At 63.8% G+C, this 20,138-nt stretch carries 21 protein-coding genes and 1 pseudogene; 18 read left to right on the plus strand and 4 right to left on the minus strand.

Going from position 1 to position 20,138, the window contains the following annotated elements:
• Positions 1–327 precede the first annotated feature (327 nt).
• Positions 328–1,995 (minus strand): ATP-dependent nuclease, encoded by a 1,668-nt coding sequence (locus tag MBTS_RS06350; RefSeq protein ID WP_192215272.1) that lies wholly within the window; start codon positions 1,993–1,995, stop codon positions 328–330.
• Between the two features lie 116 nt (positions 1,996–2,111).
• Positions 2,112–2,669 carry a CoA-binding protein gene (locus MBTS_RS06355; RefSeq protein ID WP_192215273.1) on the minus strand — a complete coding sequence of 186 codons (558 nt, stop codon included), beginning with the start codon at positions 2,667–2,669 and terminating at the stop codon, positions 2,112–2,114.
• Positions 2,670–2,746: 77 nt separating this feature from the next.
• On the opposite strand from MBTS_RS06355, the gene MBTS_RS06360 reads away from it, so the two are divergent.
• The 12 genes from MBTS_RS06360 to MBTS_RS06415 all read left to right on the plus strand — a co-directional run bounded on the left by MBTS_RS06360 (position 2,747) and on the right by MBTS_RS06415 (position 12,708).
• A complete protein-coding gene (locus MBTS_RS06360) occupies positions 2,747–3,163 on the plus strand; it encodes a PaaI family thioesterase (protein WP_339163837.1) in 417 nt (138 codons plus the stop codon).
• Positions 3,164–3,323: 160 nt separating this feature from the next.
• Entirely contained in the window at positions 3,324–3,878 is a 555-nt protein-coding gene (locus MBTS_RS06365; RefSeq protein ID WP_192215284.1) for an MxaK protein, read from the plus strand.
• Positions 3,875–4,864 carry a vWA domain-containing protein gene (locus MBTS_RS06370; protein ID WP_056146263.1) on the plus strand — a complete coding sequence of 330 codons (990 nt, stop codon included), beginning with the start codon at positions 3,875–3,877 and terminating at the stop codon, positions 4,862–4,864. The genes MBTS_RS06365 and MBTS_RS06370 overlap by 4 nt, the downstream gene beginning before the upstream one ends.
• Before the next feature lie 3 nt (positions 4,865–4,867).
• Positions 4,868–5,419 (plus strand): SRPBCC family protein, encoded by a 552-nt coding sequence (locus tag MBTS_RS06375; protein ID WP_056146265.1) that lies wholly within the window; start codon positions 4,868–4,870, stop codon positions 5,417–5,419.
• Positions 5,416–6,369 carry a YncE family protein gene (locus MBTS_RS06380; RefSeq protein ID WP_192215275.1) on the plus strand — a complete coding sequence of 318 codons (954 nt, stop codon included), beginning with the start codon at positions 5,416–5,418 and terminating at the stop codon, positions 6,367–6,369. The genes MBTS_RS06375 and MBTS_RS06380 overlap by 4 nt, the downstream gene beginning before the upstream one ends.
• Positions 6,366–6,896, plus strand: a complete 531-nt coding sequence (locus MBTS_RS06385) for a hypothetical protein (RefSeq protein WP_018044523.1) — start codon at positions 6,366–6,368, stop codon at positions 6,894–6,896. Before MBTS_RS06380 ends, MBTS_RS06385 begins: the two co-directional genes overlap by 4 nt.
• Positions 6,893–7,528 carry a response regulator transcription factor gene (locus MBTS_RS06390; RefSeq protein ID WP_056146272.1) on the plus strand — a complete coding sequence of 212 codons (636 nt, stop codon included), beginning with the start codon at positions 6,893–6,895 and terminating at the stop codon, positions 7,526–7,528. The genes MBTS_RS06385 and MBTS_RS06390 overlap by 4 nt, the downstream gene beginning before the upstream one ends.
• A 158-nt stretch (positions 7,529–7,686) precedes the next feature.
• The gene (locus tag MBTS_RS06395) at positions 7,687–9,009 is read left to right on the plus strand and encodes an SLC13 family permease (RefSeq protein ID WP_192215276.1); all 1,323 of its coding nucleotides are present in this window, start codon (positions 7,687–7,689) and stop codon (positions 9,007–9,009) included.
• A 156-nt stretch (positions 9,010–9,165) separates the two neighbouring features.
• Entirely contained in the window at positions 9,166–9,567 is a 402-nt protein-coding gene (sdhC, locus tag MBTS_RS06400) for a succinate dehydrogenase, cytochrome b556 subunit (RefSeq protein ID WP_192215277.1), read from the plus strand.
• A 12-nt stretch (positions 9,568–9,579) separates the two neighbouring features.
• Positions 9,580–9,993 (plus strand): succinate dehydrogenase, hydrophobic membrane anchor protein, encoded by a 414-nt coding sequence (sdhD, locus tag MBTS_RS06405; RefSeq protein ID WP_192215278.1) that lies wholly within the window; start codon positions 9,580–9,582, stop codon positions 9,991–9,993.
• A gap of 28 nt (positions 9,994–10,021) precedes the next feature.
• Positions 10,022–11,842: a succinate dehydrogenase flavoprotein subunit gene (sdhA, locus tag MBTS_RS06410; protein ID WP_056162432.1), complete on the plus strand. Its 1,821-nt coding sequence runs from the start codon at positions 10,022–10,024 to the stop codon at positions 11,840–11,842.
• A 62-nt stretch (positions 11,843–11,904) separates the two neighbouring features.
• Positions 11,905–12,708, plus strand: coding sequence for a succinate dehydrogenase iron-sulfur subunit (locus MBTS_RS06415; RefSeq protein ID WP_018044517.1), 804 nt, complete (start codon positions 11,905–11,907; stop codon positions 12,706–12,708).
• Between the two features lie 83 nt (positions 12,709–12,791).
• Here the strand turns inward: MBTS_RS06415 and MBTS_RS06420 are convergent, their stop codons facing one another.
• Positions 12,792–12,974 (minus strand): hypothetical protein, encoded by a 183-nt coding sequence (locus MBTS_RS06420; RefSeq protein WP_018044516.1) that lies wholly within the window; start codon positions 12,972–12,974, stop codon positions 12,792–12,794.
• 215 nt (positions 12,975–13,189) lie between these two features.
• Between MBTS_RS06420 and MBTS_RS06425 the strand changes: the two genes are divergently transcribed.
• Complete coding sequence (locus MBTS_RS06425; protein WP_238253792.1) at positions 13,190–14,434, plus strand: glycosyltransferase; 1,245 nt, start codon at positions 13,190–13,192, stop codon at positions 14,432–14,434.
• 461 nt (positions 14,435–14,895) lie between these two features.
• Complete coding sequence (locus MBTS_RS06430) at positions 14,896–15,387, plus strand: hypothetical protein (protein WP_192215280.1); 492 nt, start codon at positions 14,896–14,898, stop codon at positions 15,385–15,387.
• A 48-nt stretch (positions 15,388–15,435) separates the two neighbouring features.
• Here the strand turns inward: MBTS_RS06430 and MBTS_RS06435 are convergent.
• Positions 15,436–15,642, minus strand: a pseudogene (locus MBTS_RS06435) (transposase domain-containing protein); the annotation flags it as partial.
• 44 nt (positions 15,643–15,686) lie between these two features.
• On the opposite strand from MBTS_RS06435, the gene MBTS_RS06440 reads away from it, so the two are divergent.
• The 4 genes from MBTS_RS06440 (at position 15,687) to MBTS_RS06455 (ending at position 20,134) form a co-directional block, all read left to right on the plus strand.
• Positions 15,687–16,046, plus strand: a complete 360-nt coding sequence (locus tag MBTS_RS06440) for a phasin (RefSeq protein ID WP_056146297.1) — start codon at positions 15,687–15,689, stop codon at positions 16,044–16,046.
• A 242-nt stretch (positions 16,047–16,288) separates the two neighbouring features.
• A complete protein-coding gene (locus MBTS_RS06445; protein ID WP_147832736.1) occupies positions 16,289–16,939 on the plus strand; it encodes a hypothetical protein in 651 nt (216 codons plus the stop codon).
• Positions 16,940–17,021: 82 nt separating this feature from the next.
• Positions 17,022–18,473 (plus strand): DegQ family serine endoprotease, encoded by a 1,452-nt coding sequence (locus MBTS_RS06450; RefSeq protein WP_147832735.1) that lies wholly within the window; start codon positions 17,022–17,024, stop codon positions 18,471–18,473.
• A 344-nt stretch (positions 18,474–18,817) separates the two neighbouring features.
• Positions 18,818–20,134, plus strand: coding sequence for a replication-associated recombination protein A (locus MBTS_RS06455; protein WP_147832746.1), 1,317 nt, complete (start codon positions 18,818–18,820; stop codon positions 20,132–20,134).
• Positions 20,135–20,138: the final 4 nt, after the last annotated feature.

Genomic DNA, 20,138 nt, shown 5'->3' on the forward strand with positions numbered 1-20,138 from the left:
TGTTTCCATCAACCTAAGCCCCCTATTATACAACCCCCCTTTATTTGGCGGAAGCCTACGATGGTTTAAAGAGACAGGAGTGAATGGGGCGGGATCGGTTGGGTGGGGCTTTATTTGGCTGTGGCGGCTGGGGTTAGCTTTGTGGCTGTGGCGTTGATGGAGGAAACGGGAACGCAGACCATCTAGCGAGGCCTAAGGCTCTATTAAATAAAAATTTCGAACAGGCACAACTTGATTGAGCAATTTTGCTTTATTTATTAAAGCTAAAGTATCACATACAGCAGCTATGTATTATATTAAGTTTTTAATTTATATGCGCCTAGCATGTTAAGAGACCCCAGCTCGACCCTCATCAGCAACCCAAGCACTAACTTTTCGGAGAAAAGCCCAAACATCGTCGCCTTTCGGCGTCATATATTTATCATCTGCAGGGTTTGATCCCATGGCACGAAAAATATTGGCTAGCCACTTGGACTTGTCGCGTGCCACCCCTGTCGATCCGAGCCAGCTTTCGACTTCACCCGCCCTCACTGTGAACAGCCCGTATCGATCCATTGTATCAAGGAACTCGCTCGCAGCCTTCATCTCTTCTCCATCTAGTAAATTGATACCTCCAAGGCGCTTGTAGTTTCTTCCGTCGGCTTCAAGAAATTTTCTTACTTGTCGGCGCTCGGCCAGTTTGCCTTCATACAAACCGCTCGGCAAACCCGCGGCTTCCAAGTATTTCACGGCAACTTGGCCGTCCTCCTTGATCCAATCAATATCGAGTAGCATCGCGGTTGGTATGCCGATTTTACGCAGCGGACGCGCAAGTTCAGCGGCTGATTGTTTGCTATGGGCATTGAGAAATATTGCATGCTTAACAGCGCCATTACTATATCTTTCTAGTCTATTATTTATCTCGTCGTAAAATGCGCTATCACTCGCACCCTCTACAATTATCGCACTTTGATAGAACAACGCCGACAAAACGCCAACTGACCTAAAAAGTGGATCGTTCATCATTTCGCTTAACTTGCTAGCGGGCAATAGCCGTACATTTGATAACCCGCCGTGGTAAGTTAATCGCACAACATCGACTTCCTCTCCCGAGGCGAGACAGCCCATAAGAAAATCTGGACTATGAGTTGCGATAAATACTTGCTTATCTAACGAAATGTTAGCCGCAATCTCTCTTCCTAATGCGTATTGGAGACTTTTATGAAGGAACGCTTCGGGTTCATCGATAAATAATACTTCTGGATCACCGGCTAATATTTCAGCCATTATACCAATGAATGCCTTAGTGCCATCACTCGCTGCCGAGACAGGAAGCGCGCGACCATAAAAAGCAACTGATTCGTCATTCAACGATCGCTCGATATCTGTATTTAAGGGCGCATCAACAGAGAGAGCGTAACTGAACGTTGACATGCCAGTCGGGTCTACCAGCAGATGGTAATTAAAAGCGGAATAAATGATAGATGATAACTTTTGTCGGAGGCTGTTATTAACAAATAGGGAGCCTAACGTAGACGCTTGCTGATCTTGTAACCGTTCGGCGCTAGCAGGGTTAATCAGAGAGAGCCGATTTTGACCATCCAAATTTAATGCATATGGAGCTAGAAGTACTTGAGCAATGGGCTCGTAATTGCCTGTTTGAGTGTACGCGGCTATAGCATGCATAAAAGTTGCCTCGTGCACTTGGCGACGCACGTTCCCGCGGCCATATGTAACGAGTGGCGAATTGAGTTCCTCGCCAATCTTCTTTTTTAATCGCAGCGAAACACGCTTTTGCTCAATCTCTTCTTGACTAGTTGAAAGAGCTATATTCTCGAAAATAGAACCACTTCCATTGGCGCGGCCAGTCGCAATAAACTGATACAGCTCACGCAATGCCAGACTTTTGCCGCCATTATTTGGGCCTATAAATACAGTTATTTTACCAGGTTTGATTTCAAGTGAAGGCTTATTGGGGGATTCTCCGGCCTTAAATCGTAAATTATGAAGTCGCATTCCAACCTCAAGTTATATTTTAAAACGTTGTTTCGCCATTTATACTTATCTCGACAAACCGGCCGAGCTTCAAACATGCCTCCCGAGGGATAATTACTTCAGCAACTATGTCGATCTCACCCCCGCTCAATCGTCAACCGCTGCACCCCCTTACCCCCCAAAACCGGCCGCTTCGAACTCAAGATCCGGGAATTCACCCCAGTCCAGCCGATCTCACCCGAGATCCGCCCGTACTCGATCTTGGGGCAGCGGTTCATTACCACGGTGAGGCCCGCCGCCTCGGCGCGGGCGGCGGCTGCATCGTCGCGGACGCCGAGCTGCATCCAGACGATCTTAGGCAGCACCGGCAGGGCGAGGGCCTCGTCCACGAGGCCACCGGCCGCGTCGGAGTTCCGAAAAATTTCGACCATGTCGACCGGGCCGGGGAGGTCGGCGAGGCGGGCGGCGACGGGTTTTCCGAGCAGCATCTGCCCGGCGAGGCCGGGATTGACCGGGATCACGTCGTAGCCCCGCGAGAGCAGGTATTTCAGCACGATCCAGCTCGGCCGGGCCGGGTTCGCGGACGCGCCCACGAGGGCGATGGTCTTCGTCTCCGTGAGGAGCCGGCGGATCAGCGCATCGGGATAGCGGTCGTGGCGCGACGGATCATGGCGGACGGCGACGGTGTCGGTCATCGGGACTCTTGCGTGACGGGCTCATAGACTTGTCCGCCATCGCGCCCCGTGCTGCAAGGCGAGCCATGACGACTGCCATGAGCCTGCCTGAGACCATCGCCTTTCTGGAGCGGGACTTCCCGCAGATGAACCATGACGGGCCGGCCTTCCACCTCGAATCGGTGGGTCCGCTCTCCGCGCGGATGCGGCTCGACCATCACGAGCGCTTCCTGCGCCCCGGCGGCACCATCTCCGGCCCGGCCATGATGGCGCTGGCCGATTACGCCCTCTACGCGGCGATCCTCGCCAATATCGGCCCGGTGGGCCTGGCCGTGACGACGAACCTCTCCTTCAACTTCCTGCGCAAACCCGGCCCCACCGGGCTCGTCGCCGAGGCCACGCTCCTCAAGCTCGGCAAGCGCCTCGCTGTAGGCGAGGCCCGCCTCTTCGCCACCGGCTCGGACGACCTCGTCTGCCACGCCACGGGGACGTATTCGATCCCGCCGGAGCGGTGAGTACGTGACCCTCCCCCCTCTGTGGGGGAGGGTGGTCGCGGAGCGACCGGGAGAGGGGGCGACCTCTCCGGATAGGGCGCTCCCCTCACCCGACCCACTCCGTGGGCCACCCTCTCCCGCAGAGGGGAGAGGGGGAGTCGGTGCCACGCTCGGCAAGGCTTTGCGCCGCGCCCGCCCGCATCTCCTTGTCGTACTTCCCATATTTCTGCTCGTCATCGCCCTCGGCTTCGGCGCGGCGGCCTGGCGGGCGGCGCGCGACAACGCCGCGATCGCGGCGCTCGCCGCCGGCCGGGACGTCCCGGTCTCCCTCGACGCCCCGGCTCAGCTCCTGCTGGCGCGGGTTCAGCATCTCGCCCGTCGCGGCGTGACCGAGGAGATCGAGCCGCTGATCGAATCCCTCGACCGCCGGGGCGAGACCGAACTTTCCGCGCGCGCCCGTTATGCGCTCGGCAATGCCCGCCTGCGCCAGGCCTTCGACCATCTGGAACGGAGCAACCTCGATCCGGCCGGACCGCTCATCACCTTGGCCCGTCAGGATTATCGGCGCGCGCTCCAGGGCCGGCCGGACCTGTGGGACGCCAAGTTCAACCTCGACGTGGCCTCGCGCCTGCTCCGCGACTTCCCCGAATTCGACCGCAAGACCGGCGACGAGCTGAAGGCCGAACCGAAGAAGATCTGGACCGAGATCCCCGGCCAGCCGCGGGGCGAGCCGTGAGCGCGCCCGGCTTGGTCCGGCGAAACCTGCGCGACCGGCGGTTCCAGCTCCTGGCCGGCGCACTGGCTCTCGTAGCGCTGACTTTCGTCGCTCGCCCCCTGCCGCTGACCCGCAACGGCGTCGAGATCCTCGCGGTCCTCGACATCACCGGCAGCATGAACGTCCGCGACTACGTCGGGGCGGACGGCAAACCGGCAAGTCGTCTGGAGACGGCGAAGGCGGCCTTGCGCGAACTCGTCACCTCGCTGCCCTGCGGGTCGCGGGTGGCACTGGGCCTGTTCACCGAGCGCCGGCCGTTCCTCCTGTTCACCCCCATCGAAGTCTGCGCCGATTTCGCCCCCCTCGACGGGGCGCTGAGCGCCCTGGATTGGCGCATGGCCTGGGAAGGCGACAGCCGCATCTCCGCCGGGCTGTTCCGCTCGGTGGAGATGGCCGCCAGTCTCGGCACCGACCTCGTCTTCATCACCGATGGCCAGGAAGCGCCGCCCCTGCCGAGCACAGGTGGCCCCGCCTTCGACGGCAAGCCGGGCGCCGTGCGTGGCCTCATCGTCGGAGCGGGGGCCTACGCCCTGTCGCCGATCCCGCGCTACAACGATCGCGGCCGCGAGACCGGGTTCTACGGCTCGGGCGACGTCCAGCAGGAGAACCGGTTCGGACCGCCCCCCGCCGATGCCGAGAGCCGCGAGGGCTACAACCCGCGCAACGCCCCCTTCGGCGCCGCGGCGGCCTCCGGCACCGAGCATCTCTCCTCGGTGCGCGAGCCCTACCTCAAGACTCTCGCTCAGGCGACGGGCCTGACCTACGCCCATCTCGACGGCCCTGCCGGGCTCGGCCCCGCGCTGGTCCGCGCGGCGACCCCGCGCCCGCTCCCCGGCAGCCTCGACCTGCGCCCCGTCTTCGGCGGGATCGCTCTCGCGCTGATCCTCGCCGTCTTCGCCGCCCCTCTGTTCGGGGTCGGCCGTTTTGTCCTGGTAAAGAAGGTCTGATCGATGCGTTTTGCCCTGCCGTCCGCGTTCCTCGCCCCCCTGGCAGCCACCGCCTTCCTCGCAACCACGGCCCTCGCGCACGGCCCGACGCCGCAGAAGGTGGATCAGTCCATCGCCATCGCGGCAAAGCCCGATGCCGTCTGGGCCGTGGTCGGCGACTTCGCCGGCATCTCGAACTGGCATCCGGACGTGGCGAAAAGCGTCGGCACCGGCGGCAACGCCTCGGGCGGTCGTCGCACGCTGACCCTGAAGAACGGCGGCACCCTCGACGAAGGCTTGGACGAGTGGGACGCGGCCAAGCGCAGCTATTCCTACCGCCTCGGCGATGCCGACCTGAAGGCGCTGCCGGTCTCGTCCTACTCGGCCACGATCACCGTCACGCCGGAGGGCGAGGGCTCGAAGGTCGAGTGGCTCGGCCGCTTCTATCGCGGCGACACCGGCAACGAGCCACCGGAGGAGCTCAGCGACGCCGCCGGTAAGGATGCGATGAACCTCTATTTCAGCAACGGGCTCAAGGGTCTGAAGGCGCGCCTGGAGGGCAAGACGGCGCGATGACTCCTTTGCGCCCGATGCTCCTTGCCGGTCTCGCCCTGACGCTCTCCACCCCTCGGGTGGAGGCCGGGCCCGTCTATGTGGCGAGCCAGGGAGCCGGGACGCTGAGCCGCATCGAGGCCGGGGCAACCACGGTCGCGGCCACCATCGCGGTGGGGCAGGGGATCGCGCAGGTGGCGGCCGGAGCGAACGGCCGCCTCTACCTGAGTCAGCCGGACCACGCGGGGATCGACGTGGTCGACGGGCGAACCCGTGTGGTCCTGCAACGCCTGCCGTTTCCGGGACAGGCCTTCGGCATCGCCGCCTCGGCGGACGGGCTGAGCCTCTTCGTCGGCGACTGGGCCGGGGGACGGGTGGTCCGCCTCTCCGCATCGACGGGCGCCGTCGAGGGCGACTGCCCCGTGGGCAAGGACCCGGCCGGCCTCGTCCTCGACCGCAAGGGACGGCTTTACGTCGCCGACCGCGAGAGCCGGCAGGTCAGTGTCATCGACGCCGCGCGCATGGAGCGGGTGGCGACGGTGCCGGTGGGCGAGGGGCCGTTCGCCCTCGGGCTGAGCCCCGCCGAAGACAGGCTCTACGTGGCCAATGTCCGCAGCGGCGACCTCAGCGTCGTCGACACGGGCAGCCTGACGGTGACGGCCACGGTGAGGATCGGCAGGATGCCCTACGGCGTCGCGACTAGCGAGGACGGCAGCCTCGTCCTCGTCACCAACCAGCAGGCCGGCACCGTCGCGGTGCTCGACTCGGGCAGCCTCGGCCTCAAGGCGACGATCCCGGTCGGGCGCTACCCCGAAGGGATCGCGGTCGATGGGGCCTTCGCCTATGTGGCGAACTGGTTCTCGGATTCGGTCTCGGTCATCGACCTGAAATCGCTGACGGAAACCGCCCGCATCCCCGTGGCGGAAGGGCCACGCAGCCTCGCCGTCGGCTCGAACTCGGAGGCGGTGCGATGAAACGGATCAGCCACGCGATCCTGTGCCTCCCCCTCGCCCTGGCGGCCTGCGACAAGGGCGACGAGGCCGGCAGCGAGGCCGCGAGCACCGGCGATCAGGCCCTCGTCGCCACGAAATCCGACGCCGACGTTCCGACCTGGCTCTCGCATACGGACCCGACCGAGCCGGCCCGGTGGCTCGCGAGCCGCGAGATCGGCAGGCCCGCCGCGGAGGTGGGTTCGCAGACCGAGCATCTCCGCCACAGCCTCGCCCGTGCCAAGGAGGTCTTCATTGAGGATCCGCGCATGATGGCCAACCGCATCGTCCAGCTCGGCGAGATGCTGGCCGAGGCGGGAAAGCCCGAACCCTATGCCGATCTTCTCGACGGGCTGGAGGAGGTCGCCGCCGCGACCCATCGCAAGCAGCTCTTCGGCGAGATGTGCCAGCACTATTACAACACCCGCCAGCAGGGAGCCGACCGGGCCACCGCCCTCACGAGGCTGAAGGAGCGCTATTCGCTCCAGGGCGAGGGACGCGTCTCGCCGTGACCGCCGTTCTCGTGGTGGACGATCATCCCGTGGTCCTGCGCGGCTTCCGGCGCCTCATGGAGGATGCCGGCGTCGAGACCATCCACGAAGCCACCGATATCATGTCCGCCTACCGGATCTTCCACCGCCTGCGCCCGCCGATGGTGGTGGCCGACCTCAGCCTGCAGGGGGAGGGGCTGTCCGGCCTGTCGCTGATCCGGCGGATCCACACCCTCGCGCGGGAGACGCGCATCCTCGCCTTCAGCATGCACAACGACCCGGTGATCGTTTCGCGCGCCCTGGAGAGCGGCGCCATCGGCTACGTCTTCAAGGATGTTCGGACAGCGGAATTCCTCAAGGCCTTCGAAGCGGTACGCGCCGGGCGAAGCTACCTCGATCACGACCTCGCGGTAGAGATCGCAGTTCTGCAGGCCGGAGCCCGCCGCTCGCCCCTGGCGGATCTGAGCAACCGAGAGCGTGAGATCCTTTCCCTCCTCAGCCGTGGGACCTCGTATCAGAGCATCGCCGACACATTGTCGATCAAGTACCGCACTGTCCTCAACACCTGTTCCGCCATGCGTCAGAAGCTCGGCGTCCGGACCTTGGCCGATCTCATTCGCTTTGCCGTGGACCAGGAAAAACGGGTGCGCTGAACCGCGTTCTCGACACCCGACGCATCGACCATCCTTCGCCGTTTGCGAAGGATCGGTCGGCGACATCCGAATTGCGAACCACTCCAATTCGAGATCAATGTCCGCGCGGTGAGACGGGAGACCCATTCTGCCCGGCTCCAGCGGAGCATTCCCCGCAGATGCAGGCGGCGTCCATCCTCGCAGATGAACAGACGGTTCTCGTGACCGGGATGCTGCTCGTCGTTTGCATGGGCCTGTGGGCGACCGGCATCGTTGCAGAGGTGGTCACGGCGATGCTGTTCTTTGCCGCCGCGATGCTTCTGAAGCTCGCGCCTGCATCGACTGTCTTTTCCGGCTTCTCCTCGTCGGCCTTCTGGCTCGTACTGAGCGGGATGGTGGTCGGCCTCGCGATCACCCGGACCGGCCTCGGCACCCGCCTAGCGCGCAGCCTCGCCGGCCGGCTATCGGGCTCCTACACGGGCTTCATCGGCGCCGTCGTCACCCTGTCCTTTGCCCTTGCCTTCGTGATGCCCTCGAACCTCGGGCGCATTGCGCTGATGATCCCGGTGGTGTTGGCGCTCTGTGACGCGTTCGGCCTGGAGCCCGGCCGCCCCGGCCGGAGCGGGGCGGTTCTCGCGGTAGCCCTGGCGACGCCGCTCTTGTCCGCGGCGATCCTGCCCGCCAACGTCCCCAACCTCGTCATGGCTGGCACCGCAGAGACGCAATACGGCCTGCACCTCGCCTATCTGCCCTACCTTCTGCTCCACGCCCCCGTCCTCGCCGGCGTGAAGGGCATGATCCTCGTGGCGGCCATCGTGCGCTTGTTCCCGGACCAAATGAGCGCCGCCGCCGTGGATACGGACGAGCCCGCACCGGCATTCTCGCCGGAGGAGCGGCGACTCACGATCATTCTTGGTCTGACCTTGGCCTTCTGGGTGACGGACAGCCTCCACCATATCGCCCCGGCCTGGGTCGGGTTGACGGCGGCGGTGATCTGCCTCCTTCCCCGCATCGGCGTGTTGCCTGCGGAAGCCTTCGGCGCGGTGAACCTGCGGACCTGCTTCTATGTGGCCGCGCTCCTGGGACTGGTGGCGGTGGTCAACGAGACGGGTCTGGGCTCCAGGCTCGGCCATGCTCTGCTCGCGGTCGCGCCCCTGGAACCCGGAGCGCCGGCCCAGAATTTCGGCGTGCTGACGGCCATCGCGTCTCTCTTCGCAATCGTCGTCACGGCCAACGGCGCACCGGCCCTCTACACGGCCTTGGCCGGCGAGATGTCGCGCGCGAGCGGACTGGACCTCGCCAACGTGGTGATGATCCAGGTCGTGGGATACTCGACTCTGTTCCTGCCCTACCAAGCCCCACCCATCGTGATGGCAATGGATCTGGGGCGGGTACCGCTCCGGTCGGCGACGATCCTGACCCTCGTGGTCGGCCTCGCCTCACTCTTCGTCATCGCTCCGCTGGACTACCTCTGGTGGAACATTCTGGGCCGGTTTTCATGAGCGCGAGCCGAATGACGATCGGTTGAGTGTGTCACACCGCAATGCACATCGATACGGCTTGCGCATTGGCGCGTGGGCCGTACCCCTTTAGAGACGGTCCAATCTGAGCAGCATCCCTGCTGGCATTGGCTCTACAGCGCCGAGGACTTTCGCAGAATGGCACCTACTGTCAGACCCACGGTCGCTCCGCCGCTCTCGCCTCATCTCCAGATCTACCGCTGGACCTGGACCATGGCGATGTCGGTGTTCCACCGCATCACCGGCACCGCCCTCTATGGCGGCACCGCCCTGGTGGCGATCTGGCTCGTGGCGCTCGCCTCCGGTCCGGCGGCCTATGGCTGGGTAGCGTGGTTCTTCGGCTCAATCATCGGGAAGCTGGTCCTATTCGTCTACACCTGGATCCTGATGCATCACATGCTGGGTGGCCTGCGCCATTTCATCTGGGATTTCGGCTACGGCTTCGACCGCGAGCAGCGCATGGGCCTCGCCCGCGCCACTCTGATCGGCTCCGTGATCCTGACCGTCCTGATTTGGGCGCTCGCCCTCACTTTACGCTGAGGAGCGATCGCCATGACAGACAACCGTCAGAACACGAACGTGACCATGCGGACCCCGCGCGCCCGGGTGAAGGGCCTCGGTGCCTCCGGCCACGGGGCCGGTCACTTCTGGCAGCAGCGCCTCACCGCCGCCGCCAACGCCCCGCTGATGCTCGCCTTCGTGGTAATCGTCGCGATGATGGCCAACCGGCCATACCCGGAGGCGGTCGCGCTGATGTCGCACCCGCTCGTCGCGCTCGTCCTGATCCTCGCCGTGATCTCGGTCACGCTCCACATGAGGATCGGCATGCAGGTCATCATCGAGGATTACGTCCACGCCAAGGGACTGAAGCTCGCCAGCCTGTTCGCCAACAATGCCTACGCGGTCGTCGTCGCCGTTGCCTGCCTCTACGCAATCTTGCGCGTGAGCCTCGGCAAGCTCGTCTGACCCGCCCCAGAACCCGAAGGATCTGCCCATGGCCACCAACGGAACCAACGGCAACGGCGCGCCGGCCTATTCCATCATCGACCATACGTTCGACGTTGTGATCGTCGGCGCCGGCGGCGCCGGTCTGCGCGCCACCGTGGGCTGCTCGCAGGCCGGACTGCGTACGGCCTGCATCTCGAAGGTGTTCCCGACGCGCTCGCACACCGTGGCGGCGCAGGGCGGCATCTCGGCCTCCCTCGGCAATATGGGGCCCGATGATTGGCGCTGGCACATGTACGACACCGTGAAGGGGTCGGACTGGCTCGGCGACCAAGACGCTATCGAGTACCTCGTGCGCAACGCACCCGCAGCGGTGTACGAGCTCGAACACTGGGGCGTGCCGTTCTCGCGCACCGAGGAAGGCAAGATCTATCAGCGCCCCTTCGGCGGCATGACCACCGATTACGGCAAGGGCACCGCCCAGCGCACCTGCGCGGCGGCTGACCGCACCGGCCACGCCATGCTCCACACGCTCTATGGCCAAGCGGTGAAGAACCATACCAACTTCTTCATAGAATACTTCGCCCTCGACCTCATCATGGACGAGGAGGGCCGCTGTCTGGGCGTCATCGCCATCGATCAGGCCTCGGGTGAGATCCACCGTTTCCGCGCCCAGATGACGATCCTGGCCACCGGCGGCTACGGCCGCTCTTATTTCTCGGCGACCTCTGCCCATACCTGCACGGGCGACGGTAACGCCATGGTGCTGCGCGCCGGTCTGCCGCTGCAGGACATGGAATTCGTGCAGTTCCATCCCACCGGCATCTACGGCGCCGGCTGCCTCATCACCGAGGGCGCCCGCGGCGAGGGCGGCTACCTTACCAATTCCGAGGGCGAGCGCTTCATGGAGCGCTATGCTCCCAGCGCCAAGGATCTGGCCTCGCGCGACGTGGTCTCGCGCTCGATGACCATGGAGATCCGCGCCGGCCGCGGCGTTGGCAAGACGAGCGACCACATCTACCTGCACCTCGACCACCTCGATCCGGCGATTCTGCATCAGCGCCTGCCGGGCATCTCGGAATCGGCGAAGATCTTCGCGGGCGTCGACGTCACCAAGGAGCCGATCCCGGTCCTGCCGACGGTCCATTACAACATGGGCGGCATCCCCACGAACTATCATGGTGAGGTGCTGACCCTGAAGAACGGCAATCCCGATACGGTGGTGCCGGGTCTGATGGCTTTGGGCGAAGCGGCTTGCGTCTCCGTGCACGGCGCCAACCGCCTCGGCTCGAACTCGCTCATCGACCTCGTGGTGTTCGGCCGGGCCGCCGGCCTGCGCTGTGCCGAGATCGTCGAGCCCGGCGCCCGCCAGATGGACCTGCCGAAGGATTCCGCCGACAAGGCGCTCGCCCGCCTCGACCGCTTCCGTTACGCGAATGGCGGCACGCCGACGGCGGAACTGCGCGCCGAGATGCAGAAGACCATGCAGAACAACTGCGCGGTCTTCCGCACCGGCGAAGTGCTGGAAGAAGGCAAGGCTCTGATTCACAAGGTCTGGCAGGGAGAAGCCGATATCAAGATCACCGACCGCTCGCTGATCTGGAACACCGATCTGCTCGAGACCCTGGAATTCGACAACCTGATCGGTCAGGCCGTCGTCACCATGGAATCGGCGGCCAACCGCAAGGAAAGCCGCGGGGCGCACGCCCGCGAGGACTTCCCCGATCGCGACGACAAGGAGTGGATGAAGCACACCCTTTCGTGGCTCGACGACAAGTCCCAGCAGGTGAATATCGATTACCGCCCCGTTCATACGTATACAATGTCAAACGAAATTCAGTACATCGAGCCAAAGGCTCGTGTTTACTAGGGAAAAGACTGAAATTTCTCCCGACGATGGTACTCACGAGACGGATTTAGGCACCCCGAACCATGGCCCAATTCAACCTTCCCAAAAACTCCCAGATCACCGAAGGCAAGACTTGGCCACGGCCGACGGGGGGCAACAATCTTCAGGAATTCCGGATCTACCGCTGGAACCCGGATGACGGCGCAAATCCGAGGGTCGACGTCTATCAGGTCGACCGGGACGATTGCGGGCCGATGGTCCTCGACGCCCTCCTTTGGATCAAGGCCAAGGTCGATTCGACCCTGGTGTTCCGCCGCTCCTGCCGCGAAGGCATCTGCGGCTCTTGCGCCATGAACATCGAGGGCCAGAATGCGCTCGCCTGCACCATGGGTATCGACGAATGCCAGGAGCATGCGAAGGGCAAGAAGACCGGCGCGGTGCGGATCTACCCGCTGCCGCACATGCCGGTCCTCAAGGATCTCGTCCCCGACCTCACAAACTTCTTCGCCCAGCACGCCTCGGTCGAACCGTGGCTCCAGACCGAGACGCCTGCGCCCGAAGGCGAATGGAAGCAGACCCCGGAGGATCGGGCCCAGCTCGACGGCCTCTACGAGTGCATTCTGTGCGCCTGCTGCACGACGTCCTGCCCGAGCTACTGGTGGAACGGCGACCGCTTCCTCGGCCCCGCGGCCCTGTTGCAGGCCTACCGCTGGCTCATCGACAGCCGTGACGAGAATACCGGCGAACGCCTCGATGCCCTTCACGATCCGTTCCGGCTCTACCGCTGCCACACGATCATGAACTGCGCCAATGCCTGCCCGAAAAGCCTGAACCCGGCAAAGGCCATCGCCGAGATCAAGAAGATGATGGTGTCGCGCGAGGTCTGATGCGCGACCTCATGACAGCGGATCGATACCAAAGCCGAGATGCCCCGCATCTCGGCTTTGGCGTCTTTCGTCCCTATGGCCGATTACTTTGTGATCTTAACCGAGACCGGATCGCTGGACGGGAAGGTCTCTTCTAGCGCCTCGTCCAGTCGCTGGCTCATTTCGTCCTGATGATTTTCGGGATTCGTCTTGTCATTGCTGGGCGCCGGATCCACACGGCGCTTCTCGTCGGTGTCCGACGTGGATGTTGGCTTGGGGTCTGACATGGGTGCCTCCTCTGGCTCGCCTGACCGCCGCCAGGGGCGGCGGAATCACCTTGACCAACGCGAGGAGACGATGCCCGATCCCTTCCGTCGCCGCCGTCATAGCGGCTTGCCGCTCGGTCGGTGCCGTTTACCGGACGTGAGGCGATAGCCCCTAGCGTCGCTGTCGCGGCATGGGCATGACGGGCCCCGAGGCCGGCCGAGGTTCCGGGCAGGCCATGCATATCGTGATCCTCGCAGAGTTCGCCGTGGCGAGCGGCGGTGCCGAGAAGGTCGCGGTGGAATCCGCGCATGGCCTCGCCAGAGCGGGGATGGACGTCACCTTCATCCACGCGATCGAGGGACCGGCGGATCCGCTCCTCGATCATCCGAAAATTCGGCGGGTCTGCCTCGGTAACACCGACATCTGGAACCGCCCGGCCCTGGAGGCGGCACTGTCCGGCATCTGGAGCGGGAATTCCGCCGCTCGTCTGCGCGCTGTGCTCAGCGCCCTCCCGCAACCGGCGGATATCGTCCACCTGCATCAATGGACCCGTAGCCTGTCTCCGAGCGTGTTCCCCGTCCTGCTCGACAGCGGCATCCCGCTGGTGGTGACCCTGCACGATTACTTCCTGGCCTGCCCCAACGGCGTCTATTACCGCTTCGATCAGGATCGCCCTTGCACGCTGACGCCGCTCTCCGCCTCCTGCGTCGCGGCTCCTTGCGACCCGAAAAGCCGATTTCACAAGGCGATCCGGGTCGGGCGGAGCATTGCCCAGAACCGCGCCTTGCATGACCACCATCTCCACGTGATTCATGTCTGCGATGCCAGTATCCGCCGCATGGGTGGGCTTCTCGGCTCCCTGGCCGTCACCCATCATCGTATCGACAATCCCGTGCGCGTGGAGACGGGAGTGCGGGCCGATCCGGCGGCAGGGAAAGCCATCGCCTATGTGGGCCGCTTGACCCGCGAGAAAGGCGCAGATCTCGTCGCCGAGGCGGCGCGGGATGCCGGTATGCCGGCGCTCTTCATCGGCACCGGCCCGCTGGAGGCGGAATTGCGGGCGCAGCCACATGTGGAAATGCTCGGATGGCGATCACCGAACGAGGTATCGGCCATCCTCGTTCGGCGGGCGAGGGCACTGGCCGCGCCGTCTCGGTGGTTCGAGACCGGCCCTCTGACTGTCTACGAGGCCCTGGCTGTCGGGCTGCCGGTAGTCGCGTCGGATAGGTCCGGGGCCGCGGAGAAAGTGATCGACGGCGTCACCGGCTATGTGGTCGCGCCGGAGCGGGCAGCCCTCGCGACCGCGTTCCGGAATCTCGACGTGATCGAGGCGCAAACGCTCGGGCGCGCCGCTCACGCCCATTACTGGGACACTCCCATGTCCATCGACGCCCATGCGGATGCGCTCAGCGAACTTTATCGAAGGATCGCGCGAAACGTATCGCCCATACCGACCGACGTTTTCCGAAAACCAGGATAGCTGCCGTCGCCCAAGCCCCGCGCGGTGGTGCTTTGCGGCCGGACTCCGTCGCGCGGAATCATCCTGCTTGCCCGCATCCACAACACAGCCGCCGGCGTGCCATTACTACGCGCCTTTCGTTTGACGGCCCTCGCTGTGCTTGCCGAGACTGCACGTTCAAATCCTATCGTCTTCTCGTTTGATTGCGAACGAGGGCCCGGATTGCGCAGCTACAGACGGGCACTTGCTCGAAACCCGTCTTGACTCTTCCGAAAGCTACCGCTTCAACATTGACTGCAGCAAGGCGGCCATAAGCGGTCAATCAGTCAACGTCAGTAAAGGAATTGATAATATTGCTTATCGAGCGACCTCGGAGAGGCTACTCAGCCTTGACCTGCGTGCCAATGTAAATTGAACTTTGGCAACCGCGGTGGCTTCAATGTCCCGGTGGGGGAAGAGGCAAAGTAGTTGAAGAGGTCGAAATGACGAAATATCAGCGCCCTGCTATATACGTGGGGCAAATTTTCGTGGTTGAGTTGGCCGACAACATTGGCTTTGGCTATGGTTATGTGACGCTGACGCAACCAAGTTTTGGTCACCTCATAAACATATTCAGAACCATAGGCGACACGCGTGAATTGCCATCAGGTCTTCGTCGGGGAGGTTTAATCCTGACTGACCGTCTAGTCAGCGATAGCCCTTTCATGAAATCACGCAACAATCCTGTTCCTTGGGTTTTGCTCGACGTATCGTACCCTGAGCCCGACGCTCCCCAAAATACCCTGTTTCGCGTCGGAAATAAGATTTTTGATATGCAAACCGACCTAGAAATAAAGGACATTACAATCAATGCTGATAGTCTGCCGACCATTACTTTCCCTATGGACGACCGTCTCACATATGAATTAACCGCTCTGCTCTCTGGCAAGCAGTGGCGTCTGAACGAAGAAAAAGACGTCTACGAGATATTTTGACGCGTAAACAACGATCTCTTTGAGCCGCAACAGACTTTAGCAGTTTGTCTATCGCGAATAATTCCAAGGCAGAAGCTCGATAACCTGGGCCTGCTTATGGCCGTTGACGATGGCGGGGAGCGTAGCAGTCATATAGGCGAACGGATCGACGGAATTGAGCTTGCAGGTCTCGATGAGCGAGGCGATGATCGACCAGTTCTCCGCTCCGGCATCGTGTCCAGCGAATATATTGCGCCGCAACATATCGATGGTGCGGCGCGCCATTCCGTGTCGCTCCCGTTGATTCAGTGAGGAACGACATGAACGCGCCGACCTATGAGATACCGGCCGAATTGCGCGACTTCGCGGAAAAGAGCGTCGATCAGGCCCGCACCGCTGTGACCAACCTGCTCGGCACGGTGGTGAAATCCGCCGAACAGTTCCAGACCTCGTCGACGACGGCGCATGGGGCGATCCAATCCGTGATCGCCAAGGGCCTCGACCAGGTTCAGACCAATGCGAGCACGACCTTCGACTTCGCCCAGAAGCTGGTGCGCACCCGCGATCTGAAAGAGGCATTCGAGTTGCAGAGCGAGTTCCTGCGCAGCCAGATTTCGACGCTTCAATCTCAGGTCAAGGATCTCGGCGCTCTGGCTCAGTCCGCCGCCAAAAGCGGCTGATCCTAGCCCCTCCGCGCGGACTGGCCCGGTGCCGGTTCGCGCAAATGGCATGGACGCGGTAACGTGCCTGGAACACGGGCGCACGCCGAGGCCGGGCCATGCGCGGTCGATTGTGCACGAAGGGGACGCGAATCATGGCCACACGCCGACAAGCACGCTCGATCGGTCGCGGGGGAAGCAAAGCCGGACAATCGGCGCGACTTTCAAACGCTGAGACGGCTACCACGACCGCCGACGACTCGGTGCCGGTTTCGCAGACCCTGGCTGTGGACGATGGGACGGTCTCAGTATCCACGCTCGACGTCGCTGCCACCGAGCCTGAGGCCTTGCCCGTGAGCGAGACCTTGCGGGCGCCTGAGACCTTGATGGAGACCGTGTCACCGGATGCGCTGTTGACCGGACAGGGTGTGGCGGACGTCATTCACGCCGCTCCGGAAACCGCCCCCGCGGGCTACGCCCCGTCTCAGGACAGTCCACCTGCCACCGATGTGGTGACCGCAGCCACTGAGCAGGAGGCGACGAGCCACACTCCTACCGGCAACAGCCCGCAAGGCGAGAGCGAGGCGGCCGAGGATTCCCTTCTGCCCGCCGAGATCGAAAGCGCCATCGCCTCGGCCCAGGACCTCGCCTCGCCGCCGACGAACACCGTCGCCGTCACCGCCTCGGCGTTTACCGAGATCACGGCCGCCAACGACACGCTGACGACCTATGTCCGCAACGAGAGCATCGCCACGTTCGCGCATTGGCGAGCCCTGTCGACGGCGAAGAATCCCGCCGATGCCCTGCGCCTTCAAGTTACGGAGATGCAGCGGGCAGCCGATGCCTCGTTGAGCTGCATCGCGAGTCTCGCACGCCGGGCAGGGCGCATCGCCGCAACGCTCCGCCGTCCGTGACACCCCTCGCGCTGACGCCCCGGCGCGTCTAGATATCCCGGATTCTGCAGCGGCTCCGCCGCCTGCCATCCGGGAGATCGCGATGTTTCATCGGCCGCTGCTCGCCTGCCTCGTCACGGCGACCATCGCCGTCTCGCCTAGTGCCCAGGCGCAGATGATGAAGACACCGGAGGCGCATGCACCGGCCAAGGCCGTGCCGAGTTCGAAGGGCGAGGTCGATCTCTCCTTCGCGCCGGTGGTGAAGCGGGCGGCACCCTCGGTGGTGAACGTCTACGCCTCGCATGTGGAGCAGCGCGGCACATCCCGCAGCGCCATGGACGAATTCATGCGCCGGTTCTTCGGTGAGCAGGGCTCGGGCCGCGGCCAGGGCATGCCGGGCGAGCGGGCGCAGAAGTCGCTCGGCTCCGGCGTCATCGTCGATGAGTCCGGCCTCGTCATCACCAACAACCACGTCATCGACAACATGAACGAAGTTCGTATCTCGCTCTCAGATCGGCGGGAGTTCGAAGCGAGCATCGTCCTGCGCGATCCGCGCACCGATCTCGCCGTGATCAAGATCAAGAGCCCCGTCGGCGGGCTCGTACCGATGCCCATGGGCGATTCGGAAGCTCTCGAGGTCGGCGACTTCGTCATGGCCATCGGCAACCCGTTCGGGGTCGGCCAGACGGTGACGCAGGGCATCGTCTCGGCCCTGGCGCGCACCCAGGTCGGTTCATCCGACTATCAGTTCTTCATCCAGACCGATGCCGCGATCAATCCGGGAAATTCCGGCGGTGCACTCGTCGATCTCAAGGGTCGGCTCGTCGGCATCAACACGGCGATCTATTCGCAATCGGGGGGAAGTCACGGCATCGGCTTCGCCATTCCCACCAGCATGGTCCGCGCCGTGGTCGAGACGGCCAAGGGTGGTGCCACCACCGTGCGTCGCCCCTGGCTCGGGGCGCGGGTGCAGAACGTCACGCCCGACATCGCCGAGAGCATGGGCCTCGACCATCCGACCGGGGTCCTGGTTGCGAGCCTGCAGCCGAAGAGCCCGGCCGAAGAGGCCGGCCTGAAACGCGGCGACCTGATCCTCACGGTGGACGACAAGGTCGTCGACGATCCGGAAGCCTTCGGCTACCGCTTCGCCCTCAAAGGCATCAGCGGCACCGCTAAGTTCGGCATCCTACGCGGCACCACCCGCTCCACCGTCTCGGTCAAGCTCGCCTCGGCCCCCGAGACGCGGCCGCGCGACGCGGTGAAGGTGCGCACGCGCTCGCCCTTCTTCGGGGCCACCCTAGTCAATACCTCGCCGGCCGTGGCCGAGGAGTTGCAGAAGGACTTCGCCAGCGAAGGCGTCGCGGTCTCGTCCATCGACGAAGGGTCCATGGCAGCCCGCGCCGGCCTCCAGATCGGCGACGTGATCGTCGCCATCAATGGCGTCCCGGTGACCACCACCAAGGACCTCGAGCGCCTGACCCGGTCAAGCTCGGGCATGTGGGAGATCGCGATCAATCGGGGCGGCGCCGTGCTGACGTCGGTGTTTGGTGGGTAGAGTCTGACGTCGGTTCACGCGGCCGGCATCCGGGGCCACCCGTCCGGATACGCTTGCGGGAGAGCCAGGCGGCTCAGGTCCCGGCTTGGCTCATGCCGAACTCAGGGCGGACGGAGACGACAATAATGCTGTCGCATGGCCACGACTGACCTTCGACCAAACCCTGTTCATCCTGTTCTCATGGGGAGCCAAGAGGCCGCCCAGATGCATCATCCACGGGGCGGGCGGGACACTCTTCGACCACGGCAAGGAGCACCCGCTGCACCGGGGTAGATCCGCCGAAACGCGGGGACGGAGCCATTTGCGGATTGCGGGATGACGCAGGCCACGTCTTCTATGCGTCGATGTCCGATCTCTTCGCTTCCGCCGGCCTGCAGAACGACGCGCCGCGCCCGCTTGCCGACCGACTGCGCCCGCGCTCCCTCGCCGAGGTGGTAGGACAGGAGCACCTGACCGGGCCGGACGGCTCCCTGACCCGGCTCCTCAGCGGAAAATCCTTCGGCTCGCTCGTGTTCTGGGGGCCACCGGGCACCGGCAAGACCACGGTGGCGCGTCTCCTGGCCCACGAGACCGATCTCAAGTTCGAGCAGATCTCGGCGATCTTCTCCGGTATCGCCGACCTGAAGAAGGTCTTCGAAGCGGCGCGCCAGCGCAGGACGATGGGGCAGGGGACGCTGCTTTTCGTGGACGAGATCCACCGCTTCAACCGGGCGCAGCTCGACGCTTTCCTCCCCGTCATGGAAGATGGAACCGTGACGCTCGTCGGCGCCACCACCGAAAACCCGTCCTTCGAGCTCAATGCCGCGCTGCTCTCGCGCGCCCGCGTCCTGCTGTTCCGCTCCCTCGACGATGCGGCCATCGCCAAGCTCCTGGTTCGCGCCGAGGCGTTGACCGAACGGCCGCTGCCTCTCGACGAAGAAGCGCGCGGCGTCCTCGTCCGCATGGCAGATGGCGATGGGCGCGCCTGCCTGACCCTGGCGGAAGAGGTCTGGCGCTCGGCCAAGCGCGACGAGATCTTCGATGCCGCGACCCTGCAGGACATCGTCCAGCGCCGGGCGCCGATCTACGACAAGAGCCAGGAAGGCCACTACAACCTCATCAGTGCCCTGCATAAGACGGTGCGCGGTTCCGACCCCGATGCGGCGCTCTATTATCTCTGCCGCATGCTCGACGGCGGGGAGGACCGACTGTTCATCGCCCGTCGCCTCGTGCGCATGGCGGTGGAGGATATCGGGCTCGCCGACCCGCAGGCCCTGGTCGTTGCCACCGCCGCCAAGGATGCGTTCGACTTCCTCGGCTCGCCGGAGGGTGAGCTCGCACTGGCACAGGTCACCGTCTATCTCGCCTGCGCGCCGAAATCGAACGCGGTCTACAATGCCTACAAGGCCGCGACGCGGGTGGCCAAGGAGCACGGCTCGCTGCCGCCGCCCCGGACCATCCTCAACGGCTCGACCAAGCTCATGCGCAAGATCGGCTACGGCGAGGGCTACCGCTACGATCACGACGAGCCGGATGCGTTCTCGGGCCAGGATTACTGGCCCGAAGCGCTCGGCCGGCAGCGTTTCTACGAGCCCACCGACCGGGGCATGGAAACCCGCTACGGCGACCGCCTCGACCATTGGGACGCCTTGAGGAAGCAACGCCGCGCCGAGGAGCGCTGATCTC

Origin of the sequence: Methylobacterium bullatum, assembly GCF_014845095.1 — a bacterium.
Lineage (GTDB): Bacteria > Pseudomonadota > Alphaproteobacteria > Rhizobiales > Beijerinckiaceae > Methylobacterium > Methylobacterium bullatum.

Coding starts and splice junctions, on each gene's coding strand:
- MBTS_RS06425 (WP_238253792.1), top strand. CDS start 13,190: ATGCATATCGTGATCCTCGCAGAGTTCGCCGTGGCGAGCGGCGGTGCC.
- sdhA (WP_056162432.1), top strand. CDS start 10,022: ATGGCCACCAACGGAACCAACGGCAACGGCGCGCCGGCCTATTCCATC.
- MBTS_RS06440 (WP_056146297.1), top strand. CDS start 15,687: ATGAACGCGCCGACCTATGAGATACCGGCCGAATTGCGCGACTTCGCG.
- MBTS_RS06380 (WP_192215275.1), top strand. CDS start 5,416: ATGACTCCTTTGCGCCCGATGCTCCTTGCCGGTCTCGCCCTGACGCTC.
- sdhC (WP_192215277.1), top strand. CDS start 9,166: ATGGCACCTACTGTCAGACCCACGGTCGCTCCGCCGCTCTCGCCTCAT.
- MBTS_RS06455 (WP_147832746.1), top strand. CDS start 18,818: ATGTCCGATCTCTTCGCTTCCGCCGGCCTGCAGAACGACGCGCCGCGC.
- MBTS_RS06360 (WP_339163837.1), top strand. CDS start 2,747: ATGAGCCTGCCTGAGACCATCGCCTTTCTGGAGCGGGACTTCCCGCAG.
- MBTS_RS06385 (WP_018044523.1), top strand. CDS start 6,366: ATGAAACGGATCAGCCACGCGATCCTGTGCCTCCCCCTCGCCCTGGCG.
- MBTS_RS06430 (WP_192215280.1), top strand. CDS start 14,896: ATGACGAAATATCAGCGCCCTGCTATATACGTGGGGCAAATTTTCGTG.
- MBTS_RS06415 (WP_018044517.1), top strand. CDS start 11,905: ATGGCCCAATTCAACCTTCCCAAAAACTCCCAGATCACCGAAGGCAAG.
- MBTS_RS06355 (WP_192215273.1), bottom strand. CDS start 2,669: ATGACCGACACCGTCGCCGTCCGCCATGATCCGTCGCGCCACGACCGC.
- sdhD (WP_192215278.1), top strand. CDS start 9,580: ATGACAGACAACCGTCAGAACACGAACGTGACCATGCGGACCCCGCGC.
- MBTS_RS06450 (WP_147832735.1), top strand. CDS start 17,022: ATGTTTCATCGGCCGCTGCTCGCCTGCCTCGTCACGGCGACCATCGCC.
- MBTS_RS06350 (WP_192215272.1), bottom strand. CDS start 1,995: ATGCGACTTCATAATTTACGATTTAAGGCCGGAGAATCCCCCAATAAG.
- MBTS_RS06375 (WP_056146265.1), top strand. CDS start 4,868: ATGCGTTTTGCCCTGCCGTCCGCGTTCCTCGCCCCCCTGGCAGCCACC.
- MBTS_RS06395 (WP_192215276.1), top strand. CDS start 7,687: ATGCAGGCGGCGTCCATCCTCGCAGATGAACAGACGGTTCTCGTGACC.
- MBTS_RS06420 (WP_018044516.1), bottom strand. CDS start 12,974: ATGTCAGACCCCAAGCCAACATCCACGTCGGACACCGACGAGAAGCGC.